The organism is Thermus caldifontis (genome assembly GCF_003336745.1).
GTDB classification, from domain to species: Bacteria; Deinococcota; Deinococci; order Deinococcales; family Thermaceae; genus Thermus; species Thermus caldifontis.
Genome location: NZ_QGMX01000002.1, coordinates 32890 through 54611 on the forward strand (window position 1 = coordinate 32890; position 21722 = coordinate 54611).

The 21722-nt window shown below is 65.9% G+C and carries 28 protein-coding genes and 4 tRNA genes; 18 read left to right on the forward strand and 14 right to left on the reverse strand.

Annotated features, from left to right (window positions below):
• Window positions 1-26 precede the first annotated feature (26 nt).
• From DK874_RS03865 to DK874_RS03885, 5 genes are read left to right on the forward strand one after another with little or no spacing between them, the layout of a single operon-like run.
• On the forward strand, window positions 27-314 hold the full coding sequence (locus DK874_RS03865) for a glutamine synthetase/cystathionine beta-lyase binding protein (RefSeq protein WP_038041720.1): 288 nt from the start codon (window positions 27-29) through the stop codon (window positions 312-314).
• The gene (locus tag DK874_RS03870; protein ID WP_240307602.1) at window positions 315-575 is read left to right on the forward strand and encodes a Uma2 family endonuclease; all 261 of its coding nucleotides are present in this window, start codon (window positions 315-317) and stop codon (window positions 573-575) included.
• Entirely contained in the window at window positions 572-1030 is a 459-nt protein-coding gene (gene rnhA / locus DK874_RS03875; RefSeq protein WP_114312732.1) for a ribonuclease HI, read from the forward strand. The genes DK874_RS03870 and rnhA overlap by 4 nt, the downstream gene beginning before the upstream one ends.
• Window positions 1031-1033: 3 nt before the next feature.
• A complete protein-coding gene (locus DK874_RS03880; protein WP_114312733.1) occupies window positions 1034-2710 on the forward strand; it encodes an acyl-CoA carboxylase subunit beta in 1677 nt (558 codons plus the stop codon).
• A gap of 4 nt (window positions 2711-2714) precedes the next feature.
• Entirely contained in the window at window positions 2715-3578 is an 864-nt protein-coding gene (locus DK874_RS03885; RefSeq protein WP_114312734.1) for a hydroxymethylglutaryl-CoA lyase, read from the forward strand.
• Here DK874_RS03885 and DK874_RS03890 read toward each other — a convergent pair.
• Together DK874_RS03890 and DK874_RS03895 are read right to left on the reverse strand one after the other, a co-directional pair.
• Entirely contained in the window at window positions 3575-3970 is a 396-nt protein-coding gene (locus tag DK874_RS03890) for a DUF3197 domain-containing protein (RefSeq protein WP_114312735.1), read from the reverse strand. The two genes, DK874_RS03885 and DK874_RS03890, sit on opposite strands and share 4 nt — an antisense overlap.
• Window positions 3971-4008: 38 nt before the next feature.
• On the reverse strand, window positions 4009-4503 hold the full coding sequence (locus DK874_RS03895; RefSeq protein ID WP_114312998.1) for a DinB family protein: 495 nt from the start codon (window positions 4501-4503) through the stop codon (window positions 4009-4011).
• A gap of 23 nt (window positions 4504-4526) precedes the next feature.
• On the opposite strand from DK874_RS03895, the gene DK874_RS03900 reads away from it, so the two are divergent.
• Both DK874_RS03900 and DK874_RS03905 read left to right on the forward strand, forming a co-directional pair.
• Window positions 4527-4739: a hypothetical protein gene (locus DK874_RS03900; RefSeq protein WP_114312736.1), complete on the forward strand. Its 213-nt coding sequence runs from the start codon at window positions 4527-4529 to the stop codon at window positions 4737-4739.
• Window positions 4736-5344 carry a YkgJ family cysteine cluster protein gene (locus tag DK874_RS03905; RefSeq protein WP_114312737.1) on the forward strand — a complete coding sequence of 203 codons (609 nt, stop codon included), beginning with the start codon at window positions 4736-4738 and terminating at the stop codon, window positions 5342-5344. The genes DK874_RS03900 and DK874_RS03905 overlap by 4 nt, the downstream gene beginning before the upstream one ends.
• A gap of 123 nt (window positions 5345-5467) precedes the next feature.
• On the opposite strand, the gene DK874_RS03910 is transcribed toward DK874_RS03905, so the two are convergent.
• The 3 genes from DK874_RS03910 to DK874_RS03920 form a co-directional block, all read right to left on the reverse strand.
• Window positions 5468-5559: transfer RNA gene (locus DK874_RS03910), tRNA-Ser, on the reverse strand.
• Window positions 5538-7082: a tRNA lysidine(34) synthetase TilS gene (tilS, locus tag DK874_RS03915; protein ID WP_114312738.1), complete on the reverse strand. Its 1545-nt coding sequence runs from the start codon at window positions 7080-7082 to the stop codon at window positions 5538-5540. Before tilS ends, DK874_RS03910 begins: the two co-directional genes overlap by 22 nt.
• A complete protein-coding gene (locus DK874_RS03920; RefSeq protein ID WP_114312739.1) occupies window positions 7075-7467 on the reverse strand; it encodes a hypothetical protein in 393 nt (130 codons plus the stop codon). Before DK874_RS03920 ends, tilS begins: the two co-directional genes overlap by 8 nt.
• Window positions 7468-7498: 31 nt before the next feature.
• Here DK874_RS03920 and DK874_RS03925 point away from each other — a divergent pair, with 31 nt between their 5' ends.
• The 3 genes from DK874_RS03925 (at window position 7499) to DK874_RS03935 (ending at window position 10042) form a co-directional block, all read left to right on the forward strand.
• Window positions 7499-7708: a CDGSH iron-sulfur domain-containing protein gene (locus DK874_RS03925; protein WP_114312740.1), complete on the forward strand. Its 210-nt coding sequence runs from the start codon at window positions 7499-7501 to the stop codon at window positions 7706-7708.
• Window positions 7709-7802: 94 nt separating this feature from the next.
• Window positions 7803-9389 carry an alpha-amylase family glycosyl hydrolase gene (locus DK874_RS03930; protein ID WP_114312741.1) on the forward strand — a complete coding sequence of 529 codons (1587 nt, stop codon included), beginning with the start codon at window positions 7803-7805 and terminating at the stop codon, window positions 9387-9389.
• 71 nt (window positions 9390-9460) lie between these two features.
• A complete protein-coding gene (locus tag DK874_RS03935; RefSeq protein ID WP_114312742.1) occupies window positions 9461-10042 on the forward strand; it encodes a DJ-1/PfpI family protein in 582 nt (193 codons plus the stop codon).
• 125 nt (window positions 10043-10167) lie between these two features.
• Here the strand turns inward: DK874_RS03935 and DK874_RS03940 are convergent.
• Window positions 10168-10254 (reverse strand) — tRNA-Leu (locus DK874_RS03940).
• Complete coding sequence (lnt, locus tag DK874_RS03945; protein WP_114312999.1) at window positions 10233-11564, reverse strand: apolipoprotein N-acyltransferase; 1332 nt, start codon at window positions 11562-11564, stop codon at window positions 10233-10235. The genes DK874_RS03940 and lnt overlap by 22 nt, the downstream gene beginning before the upstream one ends.
• Before the next feature lie 70 nt (window positions 11565-11634).
• On the opposite strand from lnt, the gene DK874_RS03950 reads away from it, so the two are divergent.
• On the forward strand, window positions 11635-12339 hold the full coding sequence (locus DK874_RS03950) for a metallophosphoesterase family protein (RefSeq protein WP_114312743.1): 705 nt from the start codon (window positions 11635-11637) through the stop codon (window positions 12337-12339).
• Here the strand turns inward: DK874_RS03950 and queG are convergent.
• The gene (gene queG / locus DK874_RS03955) at window positions 12247-13395 is read right to left on the reverse strand and encodes a tRNA epoxyqueuosine(34) reductase QueG (protein WP_114312744.1); all 1149 of its coding nucleotides are present in this window, start codon (window positions 13393-13395) and stop codon (window positions 12247-12249) included. The genes DK874_RS03950 and queG overlap by 93 nt on opposite strands.
• 31 nt (window positions 13396-13426) lie before the next feature.
• Here queG and DK874_RS03960 point away from each other — a divergent pair, with 31 nt between their 5' ends.
• The 5 genes from DK874_RS03960 (at window position 13427) to DK874_RS03980 (ending at window position 16774) form a co-directional block, all read left to right on the forward strand.
• The gene (locus tag DK874_RS03960) at window positions 13427-14425 is read left to right on the forward strand and encodes a homoserine dehydrogenase (protein WP_114312745.1); all 999 of its coding nucleotides are present in this window, start codon (window positions 13427-13429) and stop codon (window positions 14423-14425) included.
• A 4-nt stretch (window positions 14426-14429) separates the two neighbouring features.
• Window positions 14430-14990 (forward strand): Uma2 family endonuclease, encoded by a 561-nt coding sequence (locus tag DK874_RS03965; RefSeq protein WP_114312746.1) that lies wholly within the window; start codon window positions 14430-14432, stop codon window positions 14988-14990.
• A 105-nt stretch (window positions 14991-15095) separates the two neighbouring features.
• Window positions 15096-16151, forward strand: a complete 1056-nt coding sequence (thrC, locus tag DK874_RS03970) for a threonine synthase (RefSeq protein ID WP_114312747.1) — start codon at window positions 15096-15098, stop codon at window positions 16149-16151.
• Window positions 16152-16163: 12 nt separating this feature from the next.
• Entirely contained in the window at window positions 16164-16478 is a 315-nt protein-coding gene (locus DK874_RS03975) for a hypothetical protein (RefSeq protein WP_114312748.1), read from the forward strand.
• Window positions 16478-16774 (forward strand): hypothetical protein, encoded by a 297-nt coding sequence (locus tag DK874_RS03980; RefSeq protein ID WP_114312749.1) that lies wholly within the window; start codon window positions 16478-16480, stop codon window positions 16772-16774. Before DK874_RS03975 ends, DK874_RS03980 begins: the two co-directional genes overlap by 1 nt.
• Here DK874_RS03980 and DK874_RS03985 read toward each other — a convergent pair.
• Together DK874_RS03985 and DK874_RS03990 are read right to left on the reverse strand one after the other, a co-directional pair.
• The gene (locus tag DK874_RS03985; RefSeq protein ID WP_114313000.1) at window positions 16747-17085 is read right to left on the reverse strand and encodes a hypothetical protein; all 339 of its coding nucleotides are present in this window, start codon (window positions 17083-17085) and stop codon (window positions 16747-16749) included. The two genes, DK874_RS03980 and DK874_RS03985, sit on opposite strands and share 28 nt — an antisense overlap.
• Window positions 17078-18511 carry an ATP cone domain-containing protein gene (locus DK874_RS03990; protein WP_114312750.1) on the reverse strand — a complete coding sequence of 478 codons (1434 nt, stop codon included), beginning with the start codon at window positions 18509-18511 and terminating at the stop codon, window positions 17078-17080. The genes DK874_RS03985 and DK874_RS03990 overlap by 8 nt, the downstream gene beginning before the upstream one ends.
• An 84-nt stretch (window positions 18512-18595) precedes the next feature.
• On the opposite strand from DK874_RS03990, the gene DK874_RS03995 reads away from it, so the two are divergent.
• A tRNA-Cys gene (locus DK874_RS03995) sits at window positions 18596-18670 on the forward strand.
• A gap of 6 nt (window positions 18671-18676) precedes the next feature.
• Window positions 18677-18753 (forward strand) — tRNA-Val (locus DK874_RS04000).
• A 34-nt stretch (window positions 18754-18787) separates the two neighbouring features.
• Here the strand turns inward: DK874_RS04000 and ttuA are convergent.
• From ttuA to DK874_RS04020, 4 genes are read right to left on the reverse strand one after another with little or no spacing between them, the layout of a single operon-like run.
• A complete protein-coding gene (gene ttuA / locus DK874_RS04005; protein ID WP_114312751.1) occupies window positions 18788-19753 on the reverse strand; it encodes a tRNA-5-methyluridine(54) 2-sulfurtransferase in 966 nt (321 codons plus the stop codon).
• Window positions 19743-19949, reverse strand: a complete 207-nt coding sequence (ttuB, locus tag DK874_RS04010; protein ID WP_114312752.1) for a sulfur carrier protein TtuB — start codon at window positions 19947-19949, stop codon at window positions 19743-19745. Before ttuB ends, ttuA begins: the two co-directional genes overlap by 11 nt.
• Before the next feature lie 4 nt (window positions 19950-19953).
• A complete protein-coding gene (locus tag DK874_RS04015) occupies window positions 19954-21090 on the reverse strand; it encodes an acetoin utilization protein AcuC (RefSeq protein WP_114312753.1) in 1137 nt (378 codons plus the stop codon).
• Window positions 21084-21710, reverse strand: a complete 627-nt coding sequence (locus DK874_RS04020) for a CBS and ACT domain-containing protein (protein WP_114312754.1) — start codon at window positions 21708-21710, stop codon at window positions 21084-21086. Before DK874_RS04020 ends, DK874_RS04015 begins: the two co-directional genes overlap by 7 nt.
• Window positions 21711-21722: the final 12 nt, after the last annotated feature.

Below are 21722 nucleotides of genomic sequence, written 5' to 3' on the forward strand. Positions count from 1 at the left end.
TATCCTAAGGGGGAAAGGAGGCCAAGATGCCCACCTTTATAGTGCTCAGCACGCTTACCGATGACGGCGCCGAGACCCTGGTGAAAAACCCTGAGCGAATCAAGGAGGTGAACCAGGAGCTGGAGCGGGACTTCGGGGTCAAGGTGGTGGCCCAGTATGCCGTCCTTGGGCCCTATGACTTCGTGAACATCGTGGAGGCGGAGGATGCCCTGGCCGTGGCCCGGGCCATGCTTCACCTTTCGGCTCGAGGAAGCGTAAAGACCACCACCCTCGAGGCCATCCCCGTGGCTGACCTCATCGCCAAACTCAAGTAAGTGGAGGTCACCTTCCCGAGGCCAAGGATGTCCTCCTCCTTCATAGAGGTGGCCGACACCGGCCTGGACCACAACCGGAGGAAGCCAGCCCTCCATGCGCAAGCAGGCATTCCGGAGGTCTGGGGCGTAAACCTTGTGGAGGGGTTCCTGGGGGTCTACCGCTACCCCCAAGAGGACCACTACCGCCTGCGGGAAATGGTCTTCCCCAGCGAGACCAAAGCCCCCTTGGCCTTCCCTGACCGGCCCATTCCCTGGTCGTGAAGCGGGTGGAGCTTTTTACCGACGGGGCTTGCCTGGGAAACCCGGGCCCGGGCGGCTGGGCAGCCCTTCTGCGCTGGGGCGGCCACGAGCGGATGCTTTCCGGGGGCGAGCCTTGCACCACCAACAACCGCATGGAGCTCACCGCCCTCCTGCAGGGCCTAAAGGCTCTTAAGGAGCCCTGCGAGGTCCATCTCTTCTCGGATAGCCAGTACCTGGTGAAGGCCCTTTCGGAGTGGCTACCTAGATGGCAAGGGAAAGGCTTCCGCGGGGTGAAAAACCAGGACCTTTGGGAGGCCATCGCCAGGGAGCTCGTGCGGCACCGGGTGGTGCCCCATTGGGTGCGGGGGCACAACGGCCACCCGGAAAACGAGCGCGTGGACCAGGAGGCGCGCAAGCAGGCCCTCCAGCAAAAGGCCACGCTTTTTTCCGCCCAAGCAGGAAAGCGTTATACTTAGGCCATGGGTCCGGAAGCCCGCCTGGAGAGCAAGCTCCGTCCGGAGGAGCGGGAAGGCCCGGTCTACAAGGCTAACAAGGACGCCTGGGTAGCCCTGGTGCGGGATTTCAAGGAAAGCCTGGAAAGGGTGCGCCAAGGGGGTGGGCCCAAGGCGGTGGAGCGCCAGCACAAGAAGGGCCGCCTCACCGCCCGGGAGCGCATCGCCAGGCTTCTGGACCCGGGAACGGAGTTCTACGAGCTCATGGCCTTTGCCGGGTGGGGGATGTACCAGGAGTGGGGCGGAGCCCCGGCGGGGGGCGTGGTCACCGGCCTCGGGCAGATCCAGGGCCAAACCTGGATGATCGTTGCCAACGACGCCACGGTGAAGGCAGGAGCCTTCTTCCCCATCACCGCCAAGAAGGTGATCCGGGCCCAGACCATGGCCCTGGAAAACCGCATCCCCACCCTGTACCTGGTGGACTCCGCTGGGGTTTTCCTCCCCCTTCAGGACGAGGTCTTCCCGGACCAGGACGACTTTGGCCGCATCTTCTACCTCAACGCCCGCATGTCCGCCCTGGGCATCCCCCAGATCTCTGCCATCATGGGCAACTGCGTGGCCGGGGGGGCCTACCTTCCCGTCATGACCGATGTCCTCATCATGACCGAGGGAAGCGGGCTCTACCTGGCGGGGCCTGCCCTGGTCAAGGCGGCCATCGGCCAGGAGGTGAGTAGCGAGGAGCTGGGCGGGGCCCGCATGCACTTTGAGGTCTCAGGGACCGTGGACTTTTACGAACCCCACGACGAAGCTGCCCTGGAAAGGATCCGCCAGCTCATCGCCCTCTACCCGCCCCCCAGGCTCGCCCCTTGGGCGGAAGGGCGCAAGGAGCCACGGGAACCCCTTTACCCCGCGGAGGACCTCTACGGCCTCACCGCCCCCGATGGTTCCCGCCCCTATGACCTCCGGGAGGTGATCGCCCGCCTGGTGGACGGCTCCGAGTTTCTGGAGTACAAGGGGGGGTACGGGGAAACCCTGGTCACCGGCTTTGCCCGCATCGGGGGGTTTCCCGTGGGCATCGTGGGCAACCAGCGCCTCATCCTGAAGAAGAAGGGGCGGATTGAGGTGGGGGGGGTGATCTATGCGGAGGCCGCGGACAAGGCGGCCCGGTTCATCCTCGAGGTCAACCAGATGAACATCCCCCTCCTCTTCCTCCAGGACGTGACCGGCTTCATGGTGGGCAAGGAGTCGGAGCAGGCGGGAATCATCCGCCGGGGGGCCAAGCTGGTCAATGCCGTGAGCAACTCCGTGGTACCCAAGATCACCCTAATCCTGGGGGGCTCCTTCGGGGCCGGCAACTACGCCCTGGCGGGCAAGGCCTACGCCCCCAGGTTCATCTTCGCCTGGCCCAGCGCCAAGTATGCGGTGATGGGCGGGGCCCAGGCGGCCAAGACCCTTTTGGAGCTGGAGGTGGAGAAGCTCAAGCGTCAAGGCCAGGAACCCTCCGACGAGGAGCTTAAGGAGCTTTACGAGCGCATCAAGGGCCGCTACGAGGAGACCCTAGACCCCCGCTACGCCGCCGCCCGGCTTTGGGTGGACGGGATCCTCCTCCCCCACGAAACCCGGAAGTGGCTCATCCGGGCCCTCGAGGCCTGTGCCCTCAACCCCGAGCGGGAACCTTTGCGCATCGGGGTCTTCCAGGTGTAGCGCTATGGCCAAGGTTCCCATCCGTTACGTGGAATGCCCCCGGGATGCCTGGCAAGGCTTCCAGCGCTTCATCCCCACCGGGGAGAAGGTGGCCTTCTTAGAAAAGCTCCTGGAAGCGGGCTTCCGCCACCTGGACCTCACCAGCTTCGTCTCCCCCAAGTGGGTGCCCCAGATGGCGGATGCCGAGGAGGTCTTGGCCGCCTTGCCCCCACCCCAGGGCCGCACCTACCTGGCCATCGTGGCCAACGAGAAGGGGCTGGAACGGGCCCTTAAGGCCCCCAACCTCACGGCCATCGGCTATCCCTTCTCCCTTTCGGAAACCTTCCAGCGGAAGAACACGGGCCGCACCCGGCAGGAATCCTGGCCCCTGGTGAAGGCCATGGTGGAGGCCACCCGAGGAAGGCTTGGCCTGGTGGTCTACCTTTCCATGGCCTTCGGGAACCCTTACGGGGACCCCTGGAGCTTGGAGGCGGTCCTGGAGGACATGGCGCAGCTTTGGGAGCTTGGGGTCAAGGAGATCGCCCTGGCGGACACCTACGGGGTGGCGGAGGCGGGCCGCATCCAGGAGGTGCTGGAGGCAGCCGTGGCCCGCTTCGGCCCGGAAGGCCTGGGGGCCCACCTACACGCCCGTCCCGAAGGGGTTTTGGCCAAGGTGGAGGCGGTGCTAGGGGCCGGGGTCCGCTGGCTGGAGGGCGCCTTGGCCGGGGTGGGGGGCTGCCCCTTCGCCGGGGATGAACTGGTGGGCAATCTGCCCACAGAGAAGGTGCTTCCCTACCTGGAGGAAAGGGGCTACACCACGGGAATAGACCTTCAGGCCCTACCCAAGCTGGCAGGGGAAGCAGCCCGGCTTAAGCTTCTCTACGGCTAAGCCGCCCTTTTCAGGTAGATCCCCGGGTCCGTGGGGTTGGCGATGGCGTTGACCCGCCGGATGAGCTCTTCGGGCGGAAGCCCCAAAAGGGCGGTGAGCTCCGCCGGGGAGACCACGGCCTCGTAGAACTTCCTGGCCCCTAGGCGCAGCAAAAGGTCCACCAACTCCGAAAGGGCCTCCTCCCCGCCAGGGAAGGCCGGGCCGAAGGCATCGGGGGTGAGGAGGTCCTTCTTGCCCCCGTGGATGAGGAGGGCGTAGCGGGCCTGGTGCCGGCGGTCCTGCCAGTCGGTGATGAGGTAGACCTTGGCCTCAGAGATCCGCACGCCTTTCAGGGCCTCCTTGAGGGCCTCGAGGGTAATCCTGGGGGAAGCGCGCAGGCCGATGCGTTCCATGGGAACATCTTACGGCCAACCCAGGAGGACACGGGTCCCTACATGAGCTTGCGGGCGTAGATGACCTGGCCGGCATGGTGCTGGGCATGCTCCACCAGGTGATGGAGGATATGGGCCCTGGGGGCCATCAGGCCCTGGGCGCCCACGGGAACCTCCTGGGAAAGCTCCTCTTCCCGCAGGCTCCGGAAGGCGGAATCCAGCCTTGCCCAAGCCTCCCGAAAGCGGGCCTCCACCACCCCCTTGGGCTCAGGCTCCCCCCTTAGCTCCCATTCCCTCCCCTTTTGGGCCCAGTGGGGAAGCTCCTGAGGAAAGGCGTAGGCCAGAAGCCGCAAGGAGCTTCCCGCAATGTGCCGCACCAAGCCCCCAATGGGGTTCAGCCCCTCCTTGGGCCGCCACCAAAAGCCTTCCTCGGGAAGGTCAAAGGCCCAGCGCTCCAGGTGGCACTCCACCTCCTTAAGCCCCTTGATCCAGGCGGAAACCGCCGGGGAAACCCCGGGCACCAAAGGCTCCAGGAAAGGCGCAAGGTTGGCCATGGGAATAGCGTACACTAACCCCCGTGGAGGCGTTCGGTCTGCTTCTCCTTTTGGGCCTGGCCCTTCTGCTGGCCCAGCGGATGCGGCAAGCCTCTTCCCGGGCCCGTTGCCCCCGCTGCCACCTGCCCAAGGCCCTGGCGGAGGAGGTGGCCCAGCACCGGCGGTTTTGCCCCCAGGTGGCCGTGCGGGCCTGCCCTTTTGACCCCAGGAGGGGCGTCTGGCGGCAACGGCGATGAACCCGGTGGAAGCCCATTGGCGGGCCCTCGAGGCGGACCTGGCCGACTATCTGGCCAAAAAGGGGATCGCACCCTCTTGCCGGGCCGGGTGCTTCGCCTGCTGCTTCGGCCTTGTAACCCTTTCCCGCCTGGAAGGGGAGGCCCTTCTCCCCCACCTCAGCCAGGCCCAAAGGTCCCGGCTCCTGGAGGAAGGCCCCAAGCGGCTTGCCCTCCTGAGGGAAGGCAAGGACGACCCCCGCTTCCCAAGCCGCCATTTCCTCTCCCGCACCCCCTGCCCCTTGCTGGAAGAGGGCCTCTGCGGGGTCTATCCCTGGCGTCCGCTGGCCTGCCGGGGGCTTCTCACCCAGGGTGACCCCAGGCTCTGCGAGCCCGAGGCGGGCCTAAAGCAGGGCCAGTTCCTCCCCGCTCCCTGGCGCATGGCCCGCCTACGCATGGAGGCGGTTTGGGAGGAGGAAAGGAGGCGGTACGGTTTCCTGGTCCTGGGGGAGCTGGCCACCCTCTTGTACCTGCTCCTTTCCGGGTTCCCCGGGGAAAGGGAGGAAGCGGAAGTCCTCTTGCAGGAACTGGGGATCCTGGGGGGACGGTGGGGGTTCCAGATGGTGTAATACCCTTTCCTCTTGTTCCCCTCTCTAAGCTCCAACGAGATGACGCCTACCGGAGGCCCTTTCCGGGGCCCCCACCCTGGCGCAAGCCAGGGTGGGGTATAAGAGCGGCCCGCAGGCCGCCTTTGGCGGAGGGGGCGGGATTCGAACCCGCGAGGCCCCTTGCGGGGCCTACCGGTTTTCGAGACCGGCCCGTTCAACCGCTCCGGCACCCCTCCCTGAGCCGGGCAAAGAAACCCTTTAGGAGCTTAGCACACTCCCCTTCCAAAACGCCACCCCTTAAGCCCTCCCCCTGGCCATAGCGGGTTAGGGCCCCTTCCTTTAGGTTTTCCACCCCATAGACCACCTCCACCCCCGCTTCCCGTAGGGCATGGTGGCACATGCGGCAGGGCTCCAGGGTCACATAGAGCCTTCCCCCACGCGCCTCCTGGCCCACCTCCCGGAGAAGGAGCATCTCCGCATGGGCCGTGGGATCCCCCGTGGCCTCCACCCGGTTATGGGCCTTACGGACCCTTTCCCCCACCACCAGAACCGCACCCACGGGCACCTCGCCTTCCCTAAAGGCCTGCCTGGCCTCCTCGAGGGCCAGGGCCATGTACCCTTCCTCCTGGGAAGGGGGGAAAAGGCCCAGGACCTCCACCACCTCCTTCCCTTCCGCCCGCACGGGCCAAAGGGCCTTAAGCTCCTTGGGCACCCCCTTTTCCGCCAGGAAGTCCATTAGGCGCTTCCGCCCATAGGGCATGGCCAGGTAGTCCCCGGGCTCGGGCCGGCGGAACCCTGGGGGTAGGGGGAGGCGGGGCCTCGGAGGGATGAGGAAAAGGGTGCCCCCCTTGCGCCTGGCGGTATAGCCGCCAGGCAGGGTGGCCACCCCACCCTCCAAAGCCCCCTGCAAAAGGGCGATGAGCCGGGCCTCGGGGCGGAGGTCCAAGGCCTCCAAAATGAAGCGCAAAGCCCTTTGCCTTAGGACCGCGGGAGCCTCTAAAAGGGGTGCCACCCGGTAGGCGGGAACGAAAAAACGGGTATCGGGCAGAAGGCGAGCCTGGGCCTCCCTTTCCAGGTGCTTGTCCTCCTCCTCCCGCACGGAGGCGAAGCGGGAAAGGGCCTCCCGGACCTTGGGAAACCGCCCCAGAAGGAGGGGAAAAACCCGGAGCCTAAGATAGTTCCGGTCCAAGGAAAGGTCCTGGTTGCTGGGGTCCTCCCGCCAGGCCTCCCCCAGTTCCCGCAAGAAACCCCTGAGCTCCTCCCGGCGGAAGGCCAGGAGGGGCCGCACCACCAGCCCTTCCTTTTCCCGGATGCCAAGGCCCCGGGCCGTGCCCTGGAGGAGTTTTAGGAGCACGGTTTCCGCCTGGTCGTCCAGGGTGTGGGCGGTGAGGATGGCCTTGGCCCTCACCTCCTTGGCCACCCGATGAAGGAAGGCGTAGCGGATCTCCCGGGCCACCGCCTCCAGGTTCTCCCCCCTTTCTTGGGCCACCTTAGCCACCTCCACCCGCTCGGCGCGGAAGGAAAAGCCAAGCCTTACCGCAAGGGCCTTCACGAAAAGGAGGTCCTCCCCGCTTTCCGGGCGGAGGGCGTGGTCCAGGTGGGCCACCACCGCCTCCCGCCCCGCCCGCCGCACCAGGTGGGCCAAGGCCACGGAATCCCCGCCCCCGGAAACCGCCAGCACCAAAGGGTCCTTTGGCGCAAGCCGGGCCAGGTGGTTCCGGAAGACCTCCTCTAACCCTTGGGCCACCCCCTCAGGCAAGCCTGGCCACCTCCGCCTTCAAGGTGGAAAGGCAGCAACGCCCCCTGGGGTTGCGCTGGTCGCAGGCGCAGCGCTTGGCCTTAACCCCTTCCACCACCCTCGCCACCGGATCCAACCCCTGGCGCAAGGCCTCGGCCACCCCTTCCTGGGTCCAGCCAAAGCAGTAGCAGATGAGGGAAGCCCCCTTGTCGTAGATGGGGAAACGCACCTCCGCCAAGGTGTAAACCCCCTCTTCCCCGTAGTAGACCACCGGGCAGGCGGGGTCTTGGCAGAGATAGTGGGGGCTATTGGGGTCCAGGCGGGAAAGAGCCTCACCGGTGAGGAAGTTTTTCACCGTTTTAAGGGGCACCTCGAGGCCCACCCTTCCGTTTTGCGGGCATACCATACCTCCACTTTACCCCCGGTATCCTGAGGGCATGAAGCTCCGCTTCCGGGAAAACGGGCCTTACGTGTTGGACCTACCCGAGGGAACCCCCTTCCGGCTCAACGGGGAAGAAAGGCGCCTGGAGAGGGCCAAACTGGCCCTTTGCCGTTGCGGCCAGTCCGGAAACAAGCCCTTCTGCGACGGAACCCACAAGGACGTGGGGTTCCAAGGGGAGGCAGGGGAGATCCTGGTGGAGCCTTAAAGGCTGGCCCTAAGCGCGGCAGGGTCTAGCCAGGCGCCCGAGAGGGTTTTGGAAGCCCTTCCGCACCCGCGGCGCCAGGGGGTAAACTCGGGGCATGTGGTGGAAGGAAACCGTTATCTACCAGATCTACCCCAGAAGCTTCCAGGACTCCAACCATGACGGCATCGGGGACCTCGAGGGCATCCGAAGAAGGCTCCCTTACCTAAAAAACCTGGGGGTGGGGGCCATCTGGCTCTCCCCCTTCTACAAGAGCCCCATGAAGGACTTCGGCTACGACGTGGCCGACTACTGCGACGTGGACCCCATCTTCGGCACCCTCCAGGACTTTGACCGCCTCCTAGAGGAAGCCCACGCCCTGGGGCTTAGGGTCCTCATCGACCTGGTTCCCAACCACACCTCGGACCAGCACCCTTGGTTTTTGGAATCCCGTAGCTCCAAGGACAACCCCAAGCGGGACTGGTACGTCTGGAAAGATCCGGGGCCGGATGGAGGCCCGCCCAACAACTGGCAGAGTTTCTTCGGTGGACCCGCCTGGACCCTGGACGAAAGGACAGGCCAGTATTACCTGCACCAGTTTCTTCCCGAACAACCCGACCTCAACTGGCGTAACCCTGCGGTGCGGGAAGCCATCTACGAGGCCATGCGCTTCTGGTTAAGGAGGGGGGTGGATGGCTTTCGGGTGGACGTGCTTTGGCTTTTGGCGGAAGACCCCCTTTTCCGGGACGAACCCGGCAACCCGGATTGGCGTCCAGGCATGTGGGACCGGGGCCGGCACCTCCACCTTTTCACCGAGGACCAGCCGGAAACCTACGCCTACGTGCGGGAGATGCGCTATGTGCTGGACGAGTTCAGCCAGCCCGGAAGGGAGCGGGTCATGGTGGGGGAAATCTACCTTCCTTATCCCCAGCTGGTGCGCTACTACCAAGCGGGGTGCCACCTTCCCTTCAACTTTCACCTCATCTTCCGGGGCCTCCCCGACTGGCGGCCTGAGAACATTGCCCGCCTCGTGGAGGAGTACGAAAGCCTCCTCACCCCCTGGGACTGGCCCAACTGGGTCCTGGGCAACCACGACCAGCCCCGCCTGGCCTCGAGGCTCGGGGAGGCCCAGGCCCGGGTAGCCGCCATGCTCCTATTCACCCTGCGGGGCACCCCCACCTGGTACTACGGGGACGAGCTTTCCCTGCCTAACGGGGAAATCCCCCCAGAAAGGGTCCAAGACCCGGCCGCCTTAAGGCAGAAAGGGCGCTTGGGCGAACACGGCCTACCCCCAGGCCGCGACCCTGAGCGCACCCCCATGCCCTGGGACACCTCTCCCTATGCCGGCTTCTCCACGGTGGAGCCTTGGCTTCCCCTGAACCCCGACTGGCCGGTTAGGAACGTGGCGGTCCAGGAAAAAGACCCCCGGTCCATGCTCCAGCTGGTGAAGCGCCTCATCGCCTTGCGCCAGGACCCAGGCTTTGTTCTTGGCTCCTACCGCACCCTCCGGGCAGGGGGCGGGATCTACGCCTACCTGCGGGGCGAAGGCTTCCTGGTGGCCCTGAACTTCACGGACCGGGAAAGGGCCATGGAGTTACCGCAAAAGGGCCGGGTGGTCCTCTCCACCCACCTGGACCGGGAGGAGGCCGTGGAGGGCATCTTGCGCCTACGCCCCGACGAGGGGGTGGTGGTGCGACTGGGCTGACGCCCCACCTTGCCCCCTATGGGGTGCCTGGACTAGACTAAAGGGGTCCTTCAAGGGCGAGGAGGTAGGGTATGGCGCGTAAGATTCTTTTCCTGGTAGGGGATTTCGTGGAGGACTACGAGGTCATGGTGCCCTTCCAAGCGCTGAAGATGCTGGGTTTTGAGGTGCACGCCGTCTGCCCGGGCAAGCGCTCGGGCCAGCGGATTCGCACTGCGGTGCACGACTTCGAGGGGGACCAGACCTACTCGGAAAAGCCCGGGCACAACTTCACCCTGAACCACACCTTTGACGAGGTGGACCCCGCCCAGTACGACGCCCTGGTGGTCCCCGGGGGGCGGGCCCCGGAGTACATCCGTCGGGAACCCCGGGTACTGGAAATCGTCCGCCATTTTTTTGAAGCCAACAAACCCGTAGCCGCCATCTGCCACGGGCTCCAGGTGCTCACCGCCGCCGGGGTCATGCAGGGGCGAAGGGCCACCGCCTATCCTGCGGTGGGGCCAGAGCTCACCTTGGCTGGAGCCGAGTACGTGGAGGTACCGGTGGACCAGGCCGTGGTGGACGGGAACCTGGTGACCGCCCCCGCCTGGCCGGCCCATCCCGTGTGGCTGGCCCGGTTTTTGGAGGTCCTGGGGGTGCGGGTAGAAGGGGTGTAATGCCACCCCACCTGGCTTGCGCCAGGGTGGGGGCCCCGGTAGGGGCCTTCCCCTGATAGAGGAAAGCCCCCATAGCCCAGCCCCAGGTAGAAAACCCAGGCCAGGCCCTAAGGCCTGGCCCCTTTTGGTGCCGGGGGCGGGACTCGAACCCGCACGTCCTTGCGGACAGCAGATTTTGAGTCTGCCGCGTCTACCGGTTCCGCCACCCCGGCGCGCGCACCCTAAGGATAAGGCCCAGGAGGAAAAGCGTCAACGCCACCCCCACCGCCCAGTCCCCGTAGCGCACGTAGAAGGTCCTTCCCCCATTAAGGCCATAGGGGGCCAAAAGGTAGCCTTCCCGATGGGAGGGAATCCGGGCCACCACCCGGCCATAAGGGTCGATGCTGGCGGTGATGCCGTCGTTTCCCGCCCTAAGAAGCCAGCGCCCTGTCTCCACCGCCCTAAGCCGCCCTAAGGCGAAGTGCTGCCGCCCTCCAAAGGAAGGCCCATACCAGGCGTCATTGGTAAGGAGAACCAATACCCTGGCCCCTTCGGAAACCAGGGTGCGGGCCACGGAGGGAAACACCGACTCATAGCAGATCATGGCCCCGTAGGGGCCGATGGGGGCGAGCCGATCGCCGGGCGTCCGGTCCCCAAGCTCCCCCAGGCCAAAGGTGCGGAAGAAGAGGCTATACACCTCCCCCAAAACCCCTCGGAAGGGAAAGCGCTCCCCAAAGGGCACCAGGCGCACCTTGTCGTAGTGGCCCAGCACCTCTCCTTCCCAGTAAAGAACCGCCCGGTTGGGGCCGTAGAGGTTGAGCCCCGTGAGGAGGTAGCGGCCCTGCAGAAGGGCATCCGTGCCCTCAGGGATTTGCCAAACGGCGGTCTCCGGCCAGACCACTAGCCGGGCCTCCGGGTGTTCCCCCAAGCCCTTTTGCGTGAGGCGGAGGTAAACCTCCTCATATAGCTCCCCCTGGACCTTGGCCAGGGGGTTGATGTTCCCCTGAACCAAAAGGGCCCTTTCCCCACCGGTAACCGGGGGTAAGGGAAGAAGCCAGAGGGCCCCCCAGGGCAGAAGGAGCCAGTAGCGCCTCTCCCTCATACCCCAGGCCAAAAGCAGAACCAGGAGGGAAAGGAGGTACACCCCACCCCAGGCGGCCAGGACCCGCCCCGGGGCTTCCACCAGGCTGTAGCCCAAAAACCCCCAGGGGAAGGCCAGCTCGCCTTGCTCCGTGAGCCACTCCAGCGCTACCCACCCCCCCACCCGGGCCAGGGGCGTGGGGGTGAGGGCGAAGAGGAGGCCAAAGGAAAGGGCCTTAAGGAGCACCAGGGGGAAAAAGGGGACCACCCCGAAGGGGCCGAAGAGCTGGGCAAAGCTTTGGGGAAGCCAGATGAGGTGGAGGCCCCAAAACCCGAGGCCCATGAGGAAGCCCGTACGGAAGCCACCCCGGAGGAGAAAGGCCAGGATGAGGGGGGCGAAAGGGCCAAAAGGGAAGGGAGGCAGGGTGAGGGCCAAGAGAAGGCCTAAGAAGAAGGGCCGCACCCCCTTAACATAAGGGGTAGGCACCCGGTTTTTCACAGGCCTTTCCCAAAGTTCATGAAAGAATAGGGCCATGCGCCTTGGGGTCCTTTCCGACATCCACGCCAATCTGCCGGCCCTGGAGGCGGCCCTCGAGGCCCTGAGAGGGGAAGGCGTGGACGAGGTCCTGGTCCTGGGGGACCTGGTGGGCTACGGTCCCCACCCCAAACAGGTCATCGGCCGCCTCACCAAGGAAGGGCTTCCCGCCATCGCCGGGGCCTGGGACCTGAGGGTAGCCTACCCCTTGCCGGGCACCCTACCTGAAGGGGTGGGCCAGGCCACCCTGGTGTGGACCCGGTCCCAGCTTTCGGAAAAAGAACTGGACTACCTCCGCTCCCTGCGTCTTTCCCACCGCAAAACCTACGGGGAAAAGCGGCTTGTGGCCTTCCACGGCACCCCTGGCAACCCCGAGAAACACCTGGACCTCCTGGGCCCCGCCAAGGAGCTCCTGCCCTATCTGGAGCGTTACGGTGCCGCCACCCTCCTCCTAGGAGGCCGGCACCTTCCCCTATCCCGCCGGGTGGGCATGGGCCTGGTGGCGGATCCCGGAAGCGTGGGCCTCTCCCTAAGTGGGGAACCCGGGGCCGACGCCATGGTCCTGGACACGGAGACCCTCGAGGTCCGCTTCCTCAAGGTGCCCTACGACCTAGGCCCCCTCATCTTTGACCTCAGGGCCTGGGGACTCCCCCCGGTTTTGGAAAAGGTCTACCGCACGGGGCGCTTCCCCAAGGAGGAATAGGGCTTCCGCCTGAACCTCCCCATTGGGGTCCTGCAGGAAGCCTTCAATGGGCTTCCCCACCCGGTGGAGGGCGTGAAGGGCCGTGCGCCGCACCAGGGGATGGGGGTCTTTGGCCGCCACCTCCATGAGTCCTTCCCCAAGGCCTAGATTGCTCAACACGATAAGGGCATTCCGGGCCATGCGGGCCCTTCCCGGGCGGGCGAAGGCGGTATCCCCGAACTTCCGCTGAAAGCCTCTTCCCGAAAGGCAGAAGAACTCCTCCAGGTTGGGATGGGCCAGCTCGGGCTCGGGCCGAAACCCTCGCCACACCTTGCCGAACCGGTCCCAGGGGCAGACCTCCTGGCATAGATCGCACCCCAAAAGCCACTCCCCTATCCCCGGCCAAACCGCCGGCGGAATAAACCCCTTGTACTCCACGGTGAGGTAGCTCACGCACACCCGGGCGTCCAAGGTGCCGTCCCCCAGAAGGGCCCCCGTGGGACAGGAAACCAGGCAACGGGTACAGCGCCCACAACGGTTGGGGTGCAAAGGCGCGACCTCCACCACCAACGAGGTGAGGAGGACGCCCATAAGGGTATGCACGCCCAAGGCCGGCGAGAGGAACATGCCGCTTTTCCCAATCCAGCCCACCCCGGTAAGGGCCGCCAGGGTGCGCTCGGGGATAGGCCCATGGTCCACGTAACCCCTGGCCTGCACCCCAAGGCTTTGGGCCAGGGCCTCCAGGGCCCTTAGCTCCTCCCCCAGAAGCCGGTGGTAGTCCCGCACCCAGGCGTACCGGGCCACCCGGCCCACCCTGAGCCCGCCTGGGGGTACCCCGGGGTCAGGGTAGGCGTAGGGGGCGAAGAGGAGGAGGGCGCTTTGCGCCCAGGGAAAGCGGCGCTTGGGGTGAAAGCGAGCCTCCACCCCCTTTGCCAAATAGGCCATCCCCCCGTGCCGCCCCTCGGCTAAAAAGCGGCGGAAGCGGCCCTCGGCCTCTTCCGGCAGGGCCAAGGGGGCCCAGGCATAGAAAAGCCCCCGCTCCCGAAGGGCTTCCTCTAGAAGCGCACGGGGCTCCACACCTCCACTTTAGACCGGTATAATCCCCCGCATGGAAGAGGTGAAGATCGCCCTCCTGGGCGGGGGGACCGTGGGAAGCGCCTTCTACGCCTTGGTCCAGGAACGCCTGGAGGACTTCCAGGCCCTGGGCTTTTCCCCCAAGTTCCTGGGGGTCTTGGTGCGGGATAGGGCCAAGCCCCGGCCCATTCCCGAGGAGCTCCTCCGCACCGAGCCCCCGGACCTCCTAGAGGCGGACGTGGTGGTGGAGGCCCTGGGCGGGGTAAAGACGCCTTTTGCGCTGGTCCTGCCCGCCCTCGAGGCCGGCATTCCCCTCATCACCGCCAACAAGGCCCTTTTGGCGGAGGCGTGGGACGCCTTACGCCCCTATGCCGAGGAAGGGCTCATCTACCACGAGGCCAGCGTGATGGCCGGCACCCCGGCCCTTTCCTTCCTGGAAACCCTCAGGGGAAGCCGGCTTGTGGAGCTCCACGGGATCCTGAACGGCACCACCCTCTACATCCTCCAGGAGATGGAAAAGGGGCGGACTTACCAGGAGGCCCTCCTCGAGGCCCAGCGCCTGGGCTACGCCGAGGCGGACCCCACCCTGGACGTGGAGGGCATCGACGCCGCCCACAAGCTCACCCTCCTGGCTAGGCTCCTGGTGGACCCTGGCTTCCCCCTTTCGGAGGTGCAAACCCAAGGCATCACCCACCTCACCCCGGAAGCCCTCCAGAGGGCCCAAGGCCAAGGGGAAAGGGTACGCCTGGTGGCCAGCCTCTATGGGGAAGGGGGGCGCTGGCGGGCGGCGGTGGCCCCTAGGCGCCTGCCCCAGGACCACCCCTTGGCCCGGGCCCAAGGCAACATCCTTTGGGTGCGGGCTAGGCCCCTGGGCGAGGTTTTTGTTACGGGGCCGGGGGCCGGGGGCGGGGCCACGGCCAGCGGCTTGCTGGCGGACCTCTTCCGCCTCCTATCGGGAAACCTGGGCCACCTCCCCGCACCGGTCCCGAAGCCCCCCACGGAGGAGGGAACCCCCTTCCCCGGGGTAGAATAAGGGCGTGCCCTTCCTGGACCTCCTCCGCCCCGTGAGCGATGAGGAACTGCGCCAGCTTTCGGCGCAAAACCCCGGCTGGCAGTTGGAGCGATGGGAAGACGGGAGGCTTATTGTGTCGCCTGTAGGGGGGGAAAGTGGCCACCTGGAAGCCCTCCTTCTGGGCCAGCTTTACCGCTGGAACCAGGAAAAGGGCCTGGGGTACCTCTTCAGCTCGAGCACCGGATTTCGGTTTCCCAGCGGAGCCGTGCTCTCCCCCGACGCCGCCTTCGTGCTCCGCCACCGCTGGCTGTCCCTCTCCCCGGAAGAGCGGGAAGGCTTTCCCTCCTTGGTCCCCGACGCCGCCTTTGAGATCCGCTCCCGAAGCCAAAGCCTCGAGGAGCTCCGGCAAAAGGCCCAGGCTTACCTGGCCCAGGGGGTAGGCCTGGTGGTGCTTCTGGACCCCTACGCCCACCAGGTGGAGGTCCTCCGTCCCGGTAGGGCCGAGAGGTACCAGGACCCGGAATCGGTCTCCTTGGACCCGGAGCTGCCTGGCTTTGCCCTAAAGGCCCAGGAACTTTTCCTATAGGGCCATCCCGCCCACGTTTTGCCGCGGGAAAGGCCCTGCCCTTGCTTCGGTAGGGCATACCCGGGACCCTTGACGGCTTAGCTCCCTAGGGGGAAACATATCTCCATGCGGCTTCCCCTTATAGAGCGGTACCGGGCCCATCTCCCCGTGTCCCTGAACACGCCCGTGATCTCCCTCCTGGAGGGTTCCACGCCCCTGATTCCCTTGAAAGGGCCGGAAGAAGCCCGAAGACAGGGCGTCCACCTCTACGCCAAGTTTGAGGGCCTGAACCCCACGGGAAGCTTCAAGGACCGGGGCATGACCCTGGCGGTGTCCAAGGCGGTGGAGGAAGGGGCCAAGGCGGTGGCGGCCGCCAGCACGGGAAACACCGCGGCCAGCGCCGCCGCCTACGCCGCCCGCGCGGGGATCAAGGCCATCGTGGTCCTGCCCGCGGGGTACGTGGCCTTAGGGAAGGTGGCCCAAAGCCTGGTGCACGGAGCCCGGATCATCCAGATCGAGGGCAACTTTGACCAGGCCCTGGCCCTCACCAAGGCCCTCACCGAGGCCTACCCCGTGGCCCTGGTGAACTCCTTGAACCCCTACCGCCTGGAAGGCCAGAAGACCCTGGCCTTTGAGGTGGTGGACGAGCTGGGGGATGCCCCCCACTACCACGCCCTCCCCGTGGGCAACGCCGGCAACATCACCGCCCACTGGATGGGGTATAGGGAGTACCACGCCCTGGGCAGGGCGAGCCGCCTCCCCCGGATGCTGGGCTTCCAGGCGGCGGGGGCTGCTCCCTTGGTCCTGGGCCACCCCATAGAGAAGCCGGAGACCCTGGCCACCGCCATCCGCATCGGCAACCCCGCCAGCTGGCAAGGGGCCATCCGGGCCAAGGAGGAGTCCGGGGGGACGATAGAGGCGGTCACCGACGAGGAGATCCTCCTCGCCTACCGCTATCTGGCGGAGGCGGAAGGGATCTTCTGCGAACCCGCCTCGGCGGCGGCCATGGCCGGGGTGTGGAAACTCCTTAAGGAAGGGCGGCTGGAACCGGGAAGCACCGTGGTCCTCACCCTCACGGGCCACGGCCTCAAGGACCCGGCCACGGCGGAGAAGGTGGCGGGGCTTCTTCCGCCGGTGCCCGCCACCCTCGAGGCCGTGGCCAAAGCCGCCGGACTCCTGTGATAAGCTTGGGCCATGCCCGAGGCCAAAGACGCCCGTAGGAAACCCAAAGAACCTTTCCCCGGAGCCTACTACTTGGCAGGGGCCATCACCATCGCCCTCATGCTCTTTTTCATGGTCCTGGGGGCCACCCTTCCCCCGGGGATCGCGGGGTTCCTGGTGGCCTTCGTCCTGGGCCTTACCGTGAACCCCAAGTACGTTCCCTTCTTCCTGGCGGCGGGGATCTTCTCCGCGGTCATGGGCTTTTTGGGGCAGGAGCCCCAGGTGGCCTGGGGTGGGGTGGCCCTGGGGCTTTCCCAACTCCTGGTGAAACGCTTCGTCCGGGCGTGATGGACCCTGGCCGCCTTTCCCAAAGCCTGGCCCTTCTAGGGGTAGCTGCCTATGCCTACTTCCTTTTCCTCCGCCCCCACCAGGAAGGCATGGCCCTGGCCGTGGGCCTCTTTGTGGGTACCATGGGCGTCGCCTATGGGGAGAGGCCTTTTCCCGTGCCCTTCTTCGTGGGTCTTTACGCCCTGCTCTTCCTCCTGCAGCTCCTCTTCGGCCACCCTATCCCCTTCCTCGCAGGGGGCGCTTTGGGGGTGGGCCTCCCCTATCTGGTCTACCGCCTGCGGAAACCCGCCAGGTAAAGGAGGGCCCCCAAGACCATCCCCTCCCCCAGGGCGGGAAGGTAAAAGGCTAGCTCCCGCACGTCCAGGCGAAGGTAGAGGAGAAGGGGCCAAGGGGTGAGGGCCCAGGCCAAGCCCGGCTGTCCATAACCCGCCGCCAGAAAAACCCCTGCCCCAAGCCCTCTCAGGTAGGCCAGCCACCCCGAGCCCAGCTCGTTTTGGTACACAAACCAGATCAGATTGAGCCAGATCCCCAACGCCCAAAGGGGCAAACGGCGCTGCCAGCGGAAGGCCAGAGGAAGGAGGAGCACGAACCCCAGGACCTCAAGCACGGGCCACCTCCCGGGAGCCATGGGCCTCCAAATAGGCCACCAGGACCTCCAAGGCCTTCTCCACCGCCTCATCCAGGTCCTCTCCCGGGATCACGGGAACCCCCTCCTCCTGGGCCCAGCGGAGGAGGTGATCCTGGATAAGCCGGATCTCGGAGAAATGGGTGAGGTACTTCTCCTGCGGCCGGGCATGGGCCGTTTCCCGGTCCCTAAGGAGAAACCGATCCTGGTGGAGCTTCTCGTCCTGAAGCACCACCAGCATGGGAACCGTGAGCACTTTCTCCCGGTGGGGGTGGTCCAGGTAGCGGGGGACCACATGGACCCCTTCCAGCACGATGGAGGTCCCCTCGAGGGCGCTTCGTTCCTGGATGGCCCTAAGGCCCACCGCCACCCGGGCCACCTGGTCCAGAAAGCCCCGCATCACCCGCTCCTCGTGGCTTTCCTCCCCGCTCAGGTCGGGCAAAAGGGCCTTCCAGGCCTCAAAGGTGGAAAGGTGCAGGGTGGGAAGGAGGTCCTGGGAAAGGGAGGCCCGAAACACCTCCCGCACGGCATCGGAGGGGACGATGTGGGTGATGCCCAGGCGGTAGGCCAAGGCCGAGGCCAAGACGCTCTTCCCCACCCCGGTCACCCCACCGATGAGGATGTGCACCGGGCGGGCGCTCCGCCTCAGGCTCCGAAGGAGCAGGTACCGCCTGGCCACCTCCTCCCCCGCCTCCTTGAGAAGGGCCCCGTACACCCTTTCCCGAAGCTCATTCCGCCGGATCACCCTGCGCCCCTCCTGGCGCAGGGCCTTTTCCATCTCCCGGGCCAACCGGTACGCCCGTTCGGGGGAAAACCCGATGCCCATTAGGGATTGCGCCAGGATGCCCTTGGAGAAGGGCATGCGGGGCTCACCGCTTTCCTCCTCCACGAAAAGCTCTCCGGCAAAGGCCTGGCGCTGGAGGTAGCGCCTGCGAGCCCCCTTCCCCAGGGCCCGGCCCACCACCTGGGCCACCACCTCCTCCAGGCGGCGGGCGGAAATCTGCTTGACCCCCTCCCGCCTAAGATGCCCCTCCACCTCCTTGGCCAGCTCGTGGGCCTCCTTCAGGGAAAAACCCGCCTCCTCGAGGCTCCTGGCCAAGAGCCCCTTGGAGAAGGGACGGCGCCTCTTCCCCTCTAGAACCAGGATTTCCTCAAAGGGAAGGGTCTGCCCCGAAAGCCTCCCCGCCACTTCCTCCCCCAGGGCGCGGGCCACCTCCTCCAGGAAGACCTTGCGCAGAACCCTGGGGGCCACGGCCGAATGCCCTTCCGCCTTCAAGCGCTCCTCCACGGTATGGGCCACGGCTTGGGCGGCCTCGAGGGGCACCCCCAAGGGCAGAAGGGCCTCCACCAAGAGGCCTTTGGAAAGGGGCCATCTTCCTCTACGTAGGCGAACGAAAACCTCAGCCAACTCTCTGGTATCATAGCACTTTACCCGTGAGAAAGGGCCTTCTTGACAGGCATTTTCCCAGCGTGCTACCATACCTTACGGCTTGGCGCCGTAGCCAAGTGGTAAGGCAGAGGTCTGCAAAACCTCCATTCGCCGGTTCGAATCCGGCCGGCGCCTCCAAAGTATGGGCGCGTAGCTCAGGTGGCCAGAGCACTACCTTGACACGGTAGGGGTCGGTGGTTCAAGTCCACTCGCGCCCACCAAGAACCCCCGGGAGTTTCCTCCCGGGGGATTTCCTTACCCCCCGGGCACCACCGGCGCCCGGGGTTGGAACTCGGCCTCCTCGGGAAGAAGGCGCCGTTTCTTGGCCCGGCGGTACACCGCATCCCACATGCGGCAGAAGGAACACACCGCCCCCGTGGTAGGGTAGCCGCAACGCTCGCACGCACTTAGGGCCACTTCTTCACCAGCCTGGAGTCTGGGCTGGATCCTATCCAGAAAGCCCTCCAAGAAACGCAGCTTGGCCCCGGGCATCTCCCGCTCCACCAGGTTCAGGGCCTCCTTGTAAAGGAGGCTCTTGGCCCCCTGGGCGTTGGGGCACTCCTCGTGCAGGTAACGGATCCCCCTCAGGAGGGTATAGGAGAGCACCTCCCGCTCGCTAAAGCGGTAAAAGGGCTTGACCCGGGCCGCCAGGCCCGGCTTCTCGGGTAACACCGGCCCCTGGCGGACCAAGGCGTCCTCCTGGGGGTTCAGGAGGTTACCGAAGAGGACCGCCGCCTCGTCGTCCAGGTTATGGCCGGTAGCCACCACCCTAAAGCCCCCCTCCACCGCCACCTGGTTGATGATGTACCGCTTGGAAAGCCCGCAGGCGGAACAGGCCACGCGCCCCGAAAGCTGGGCCAGCTCCGGAACCCCAAAGCCGTAGGCCTGGCGAAGGTCCACCACCCATAGCTCCAGGCCCCGGTCCTGGGCAAAGCCTTGCGTGACCTCAAGGCTCCTTTCCGAGTAGCCCCCAATCCCCAGCTGCAGATGAAGCCCCACCGCCTGGTACCCCAGCCGCCAAAGCACATCCCAAAGGGCCAGGGAATCCTTGCCCCCGGAAACCGCCACCAAAACCTGCTCGCCCGGTTGGAGCATGCGGTGGCGGCGGATGGCCCGCTCGGTTTCCTTGACGAACCACTCCAGGTAGTGCTCCTTGCACAGGGCAAAGCCCCGGCTCCTCAGCTCCACCTGGGCTTTTTGGCCGCAGGCCTTACACACCATGGCCCCCGGAGATGGCGGAGAGGACCTCGAGGGTCTCCCCTTCCCCCACCCTCTCGTCCAGGGTGAGGAGCTCCTCCCCCCGGATCACCACCACCGTTTCCGGATTCAAGCCCAGGTCCAGGAGGACCTCCTTCAGGGGCCTGTCCCCCTTCACCTCCACCTCCTTTCGCTCGGGCAGGCGCAACACCACCTTCATCCCGCTAGTGTACCAGGTGGGGACGCACAAGCTCCATGAGCCTCTCCAGGGTGAGGCGGTTTCGGCGGGCGATCTCCTCCTTGCGGGGGATTTCCGGGTATGGGGCGTGGGGGGCCTGGGGGTCGTGAAGGGTAGGGGTCAGGGGCCTCCCCAACCGGGCCTCCCACACCCTAAGCCACCCTTCGGGCAGACGTTCGGGAAGGGGAAGGCCGTGAAACACCAGGTAAAGGAGCGCCCAAACCCGCACCGTGGCATCCAGGCTGTACCCACCCCCCAGGGTGAAAAGCACCCTTCCCCCCGTGTAGGCCTGGGCGTATTCCAGGATTAGGCGAACGATCCTCTCATAGGCCCGGGTGGTGAGGAGGAGGTCCGCCAAAGGGTCCTGGTAGTGGGCGTCCGCCCCCGACTGCACCACCAACACATCGGGGCGGAAAGCCCCTAGGGCCCAGGGCACCAGGGCCTCAAAAACCTCCAGGTAGCTCTCATCCTCGGTAAAGGGCTCCAGGGGAAGGTTTAGCTTCCTCCCTACCCCCTCCCCCCGGCCGATCTCGTGCACGTGCCCGGTCCCGGGAAAGAGGTAGCGGCCGGTTTCGTGGAGGCTTAGGGTTAGAACCTCCCTTTCCTCGTAGTGAATCCACTGCACCCCATCCCCGTGGTGCACATCTATGTCCAGATAGGCCACCCGCAAGCCCGCTTGGGTCAGGTGGCGGATGGCCACGGAGAGATCGTTGTACACGCAAAACCCGCTGGCTCGGTCGTACTGGGCGTGGTGGAGGCCTCCGCCCAGCTGCAGGACCCGTTTCTCCCCGGCCAAGATCCGCCGGGCCCCCTCCAAGGTGCCCCCTACCAGAATCCTGGCCGCCCGGTCCATGCCGGGAAAGACCGGGGTGTCCCCGGTGCCCAGGCCGTAGTACTCCAAATCCGGCACCCTCTCCCCCCGGCTTGCCGCCTCCACCCGCTTCACCAAGCGCTCGGAGTGCACGGTAAGCACCTCCTCCCAGCTGGCCTCAGGAGGTTCCAAGGGTTGCCGCCACACCCCTAAGGCCCCAAGAAGCGAGGTGAGCATCTCCAGGCGCACCGGGCTAAAGGGGTGGCTAGGGCCGAAGTCGTACAGGCGGTACTCGTCCCGGTAGATCACCATGGCTTCTTGGGAGGCCAGATCACCTCAAACCCCTCTTGGCGGAGGCCTTCCGCTAGGAGATGGGTCTCCAGGGTGTTCACCCGCACCACCGCCCGCACCACCTCCTTGTCCTCGGGGTAGGAAAGCAGGGAGTGGATGTTCACCCCCCGCCCTGCCAGAAACCCCGTGAGCCGGGCCAGCTCCCCCACCCGGTCGGGGAGGCGGACCTCGAGGCGGCCCGAGGGCTCCGTAACCCCGGTGAGCTTAAGGAGAGCGTCCAAAAGGTCAATCCCCGTGACGATCCCCACCAAAGCCCCATCCTCCAAGACGGGCAGGGAGCCGATCTTCCTCTGCCGCATCACCCGGGCCGCCTCCTCCACGGGGTCCAAGGGATGGGCGGTGACCACTTTTGCGGTCATCACCTCCGCCACCTGGGTACACCCTGGGCAAGGCCCCCTGGGGTTCAGGTGGCTGGTGGCCAGGCGGATGTCCCGGTCGGTGATGATCCCCACAAGCCGGCCTTCCTCCACCACCGGGAGGTGGCGGATACCCTTTTCCAAAAGAAGGCGGTAGGCCTCCTCGAGGGTCACCCTGGGCTCCACCGTGATCACGGGGAAGCGCATCACATCCTTGACCAGCATGGAAAGAGTATA

Bases quoted from the DNA above. Each gene is read 5' to 3' on its own strand.
- DK874_RS03885 (WP_114312734.1), top strand. From the start codon at position 2,715: ATGGCCAAGGTTCCCATCCGTTACGTGGAATGCCCCCGGGATGCCTGG.
- DK874_RS03930 (WP_114312741.1), top strand. From the start codon at position 7,803: ATGTGGTGGAAGGAAACCGTTATCTACCAGATCTACCCCAGAAGCTTC.
- DK874_RS03925 (WP_114312740.1), top strand. From the start codon at position 7,499: ATGAAGCTCCGCTTCCGGGAAAACGGGCCTTACGTGTTGGACCTACCC.
- DK874_RS03975 (WP_114312748.1), top strand. From the start codon at position 16,164: ATGCCCGAGGCCAAAGACGCCCGTAGGAAACCCAAAGAACCTTTCCCC.
- thrC (WP_114312747.1), top strand. From the start codon at position 15,096: ATGCGGCTTCCCCTTATAGAGCGGTACCGGGCCCATCTCCCCGTGTCC.
- ttuA (WP_114312751.1), bottom strand. From the start codon at position 19,753: ATGGTGTGTAAGGCCTGCGGCCAAAAAGCCCAGGTGGAGCTGAGGAGC.
- DK874_RS03980 (WP_114312749.1), top strand. From the start codon at position 16,478: ATGGACCCTGGCCGCCTTTCCCAAAGCCTGGCCCTTCTAGGGGTAGCT.
- DK874_RS03880 (WP_114312733.1), top strand. From the start codon at position 1,034: ATGGGTCCGGAAGCCCGCCTGGAGAGCAAGCTCCGTCCGGAGGAGCGG.
- DK874_RS04015 (WP_114312753.1), bottom strand. From the start codon at position 21,090: ATGGTGATCTACCGGGACGAGTACCGCCTGTACGACTTCGGCCCTAGC.
- DK874_RS03895 (WP_114312998.1), bottom strand. From the start codon at position 4,503: ATGGCCAACCTTGCGCCTTTCCTGGAGCCTTTGGTGCCCGGGGTTTCC.
- DK874_RS03920 (WP_114312739.1), bottom strand. From the start codon at position 7,467: ATGGTATGCCCGCAAAACGGAAGGGTGGGCCTCGAGGTGCCCCTTAAA.
- DK874_RS03905 (WP_114312737.1), top strand. From the start codon at position 4,736: ATGAACCCGGTGGAAGCCCATTGGCGGGCCCTCGAGGCGGACCTGGCC.
- DK874_RS03950 (WP_114312743.1), top strand. From the start codon at position 11,635: ATGCGCCTTGGGGTCCTTTCCGACATCCACGCCAATCTGCCGGCCCTG.
- DK874_RS03890 (WP_114312735.1), bottom strand. From the start codon at position 3,970: ATGGAACGCATCGGCCTGCGCGCTTCCCCCAGGATTACCCTCGAGGCC.
- DK874_RS03960 (WP_114312745.1), top strand. From the start codon at position 13,427: ATGGAAGAGGTGAAGATCGCCCTCCTGGGCGGGGGGACCGTGGGAAGC.
- DK874_RS03865 (WP_038041720.1), top strand. From the start codon at position 27: ATGCCCACCTTTATAGTGCTCAGCACGCTTACCGATGACGGCGCCGAG.
- DK874_RS04020 (WP_114312754.1), bottom strand. From the start codon at position 21,710: ATGCTGGTCAAGGATGTGATGCGCTTCCCCGTGATCACGGTGGAGCCC.
- ttuB (WP_114312752.1), bottom strand. From the start codon at position 19,949: ATGAAGGTGGTGTTGCGCCTGCCCGAGCGAAAGGAGGTGGAGGTGAAG.
- DK874_RS03935 (WP_114312742.1), top strand. From the start codon at position 9,461: ATGGCGCGTAAGATTCTTTTCCTGGTAGGGGATTTCGTGGAGGACTAC.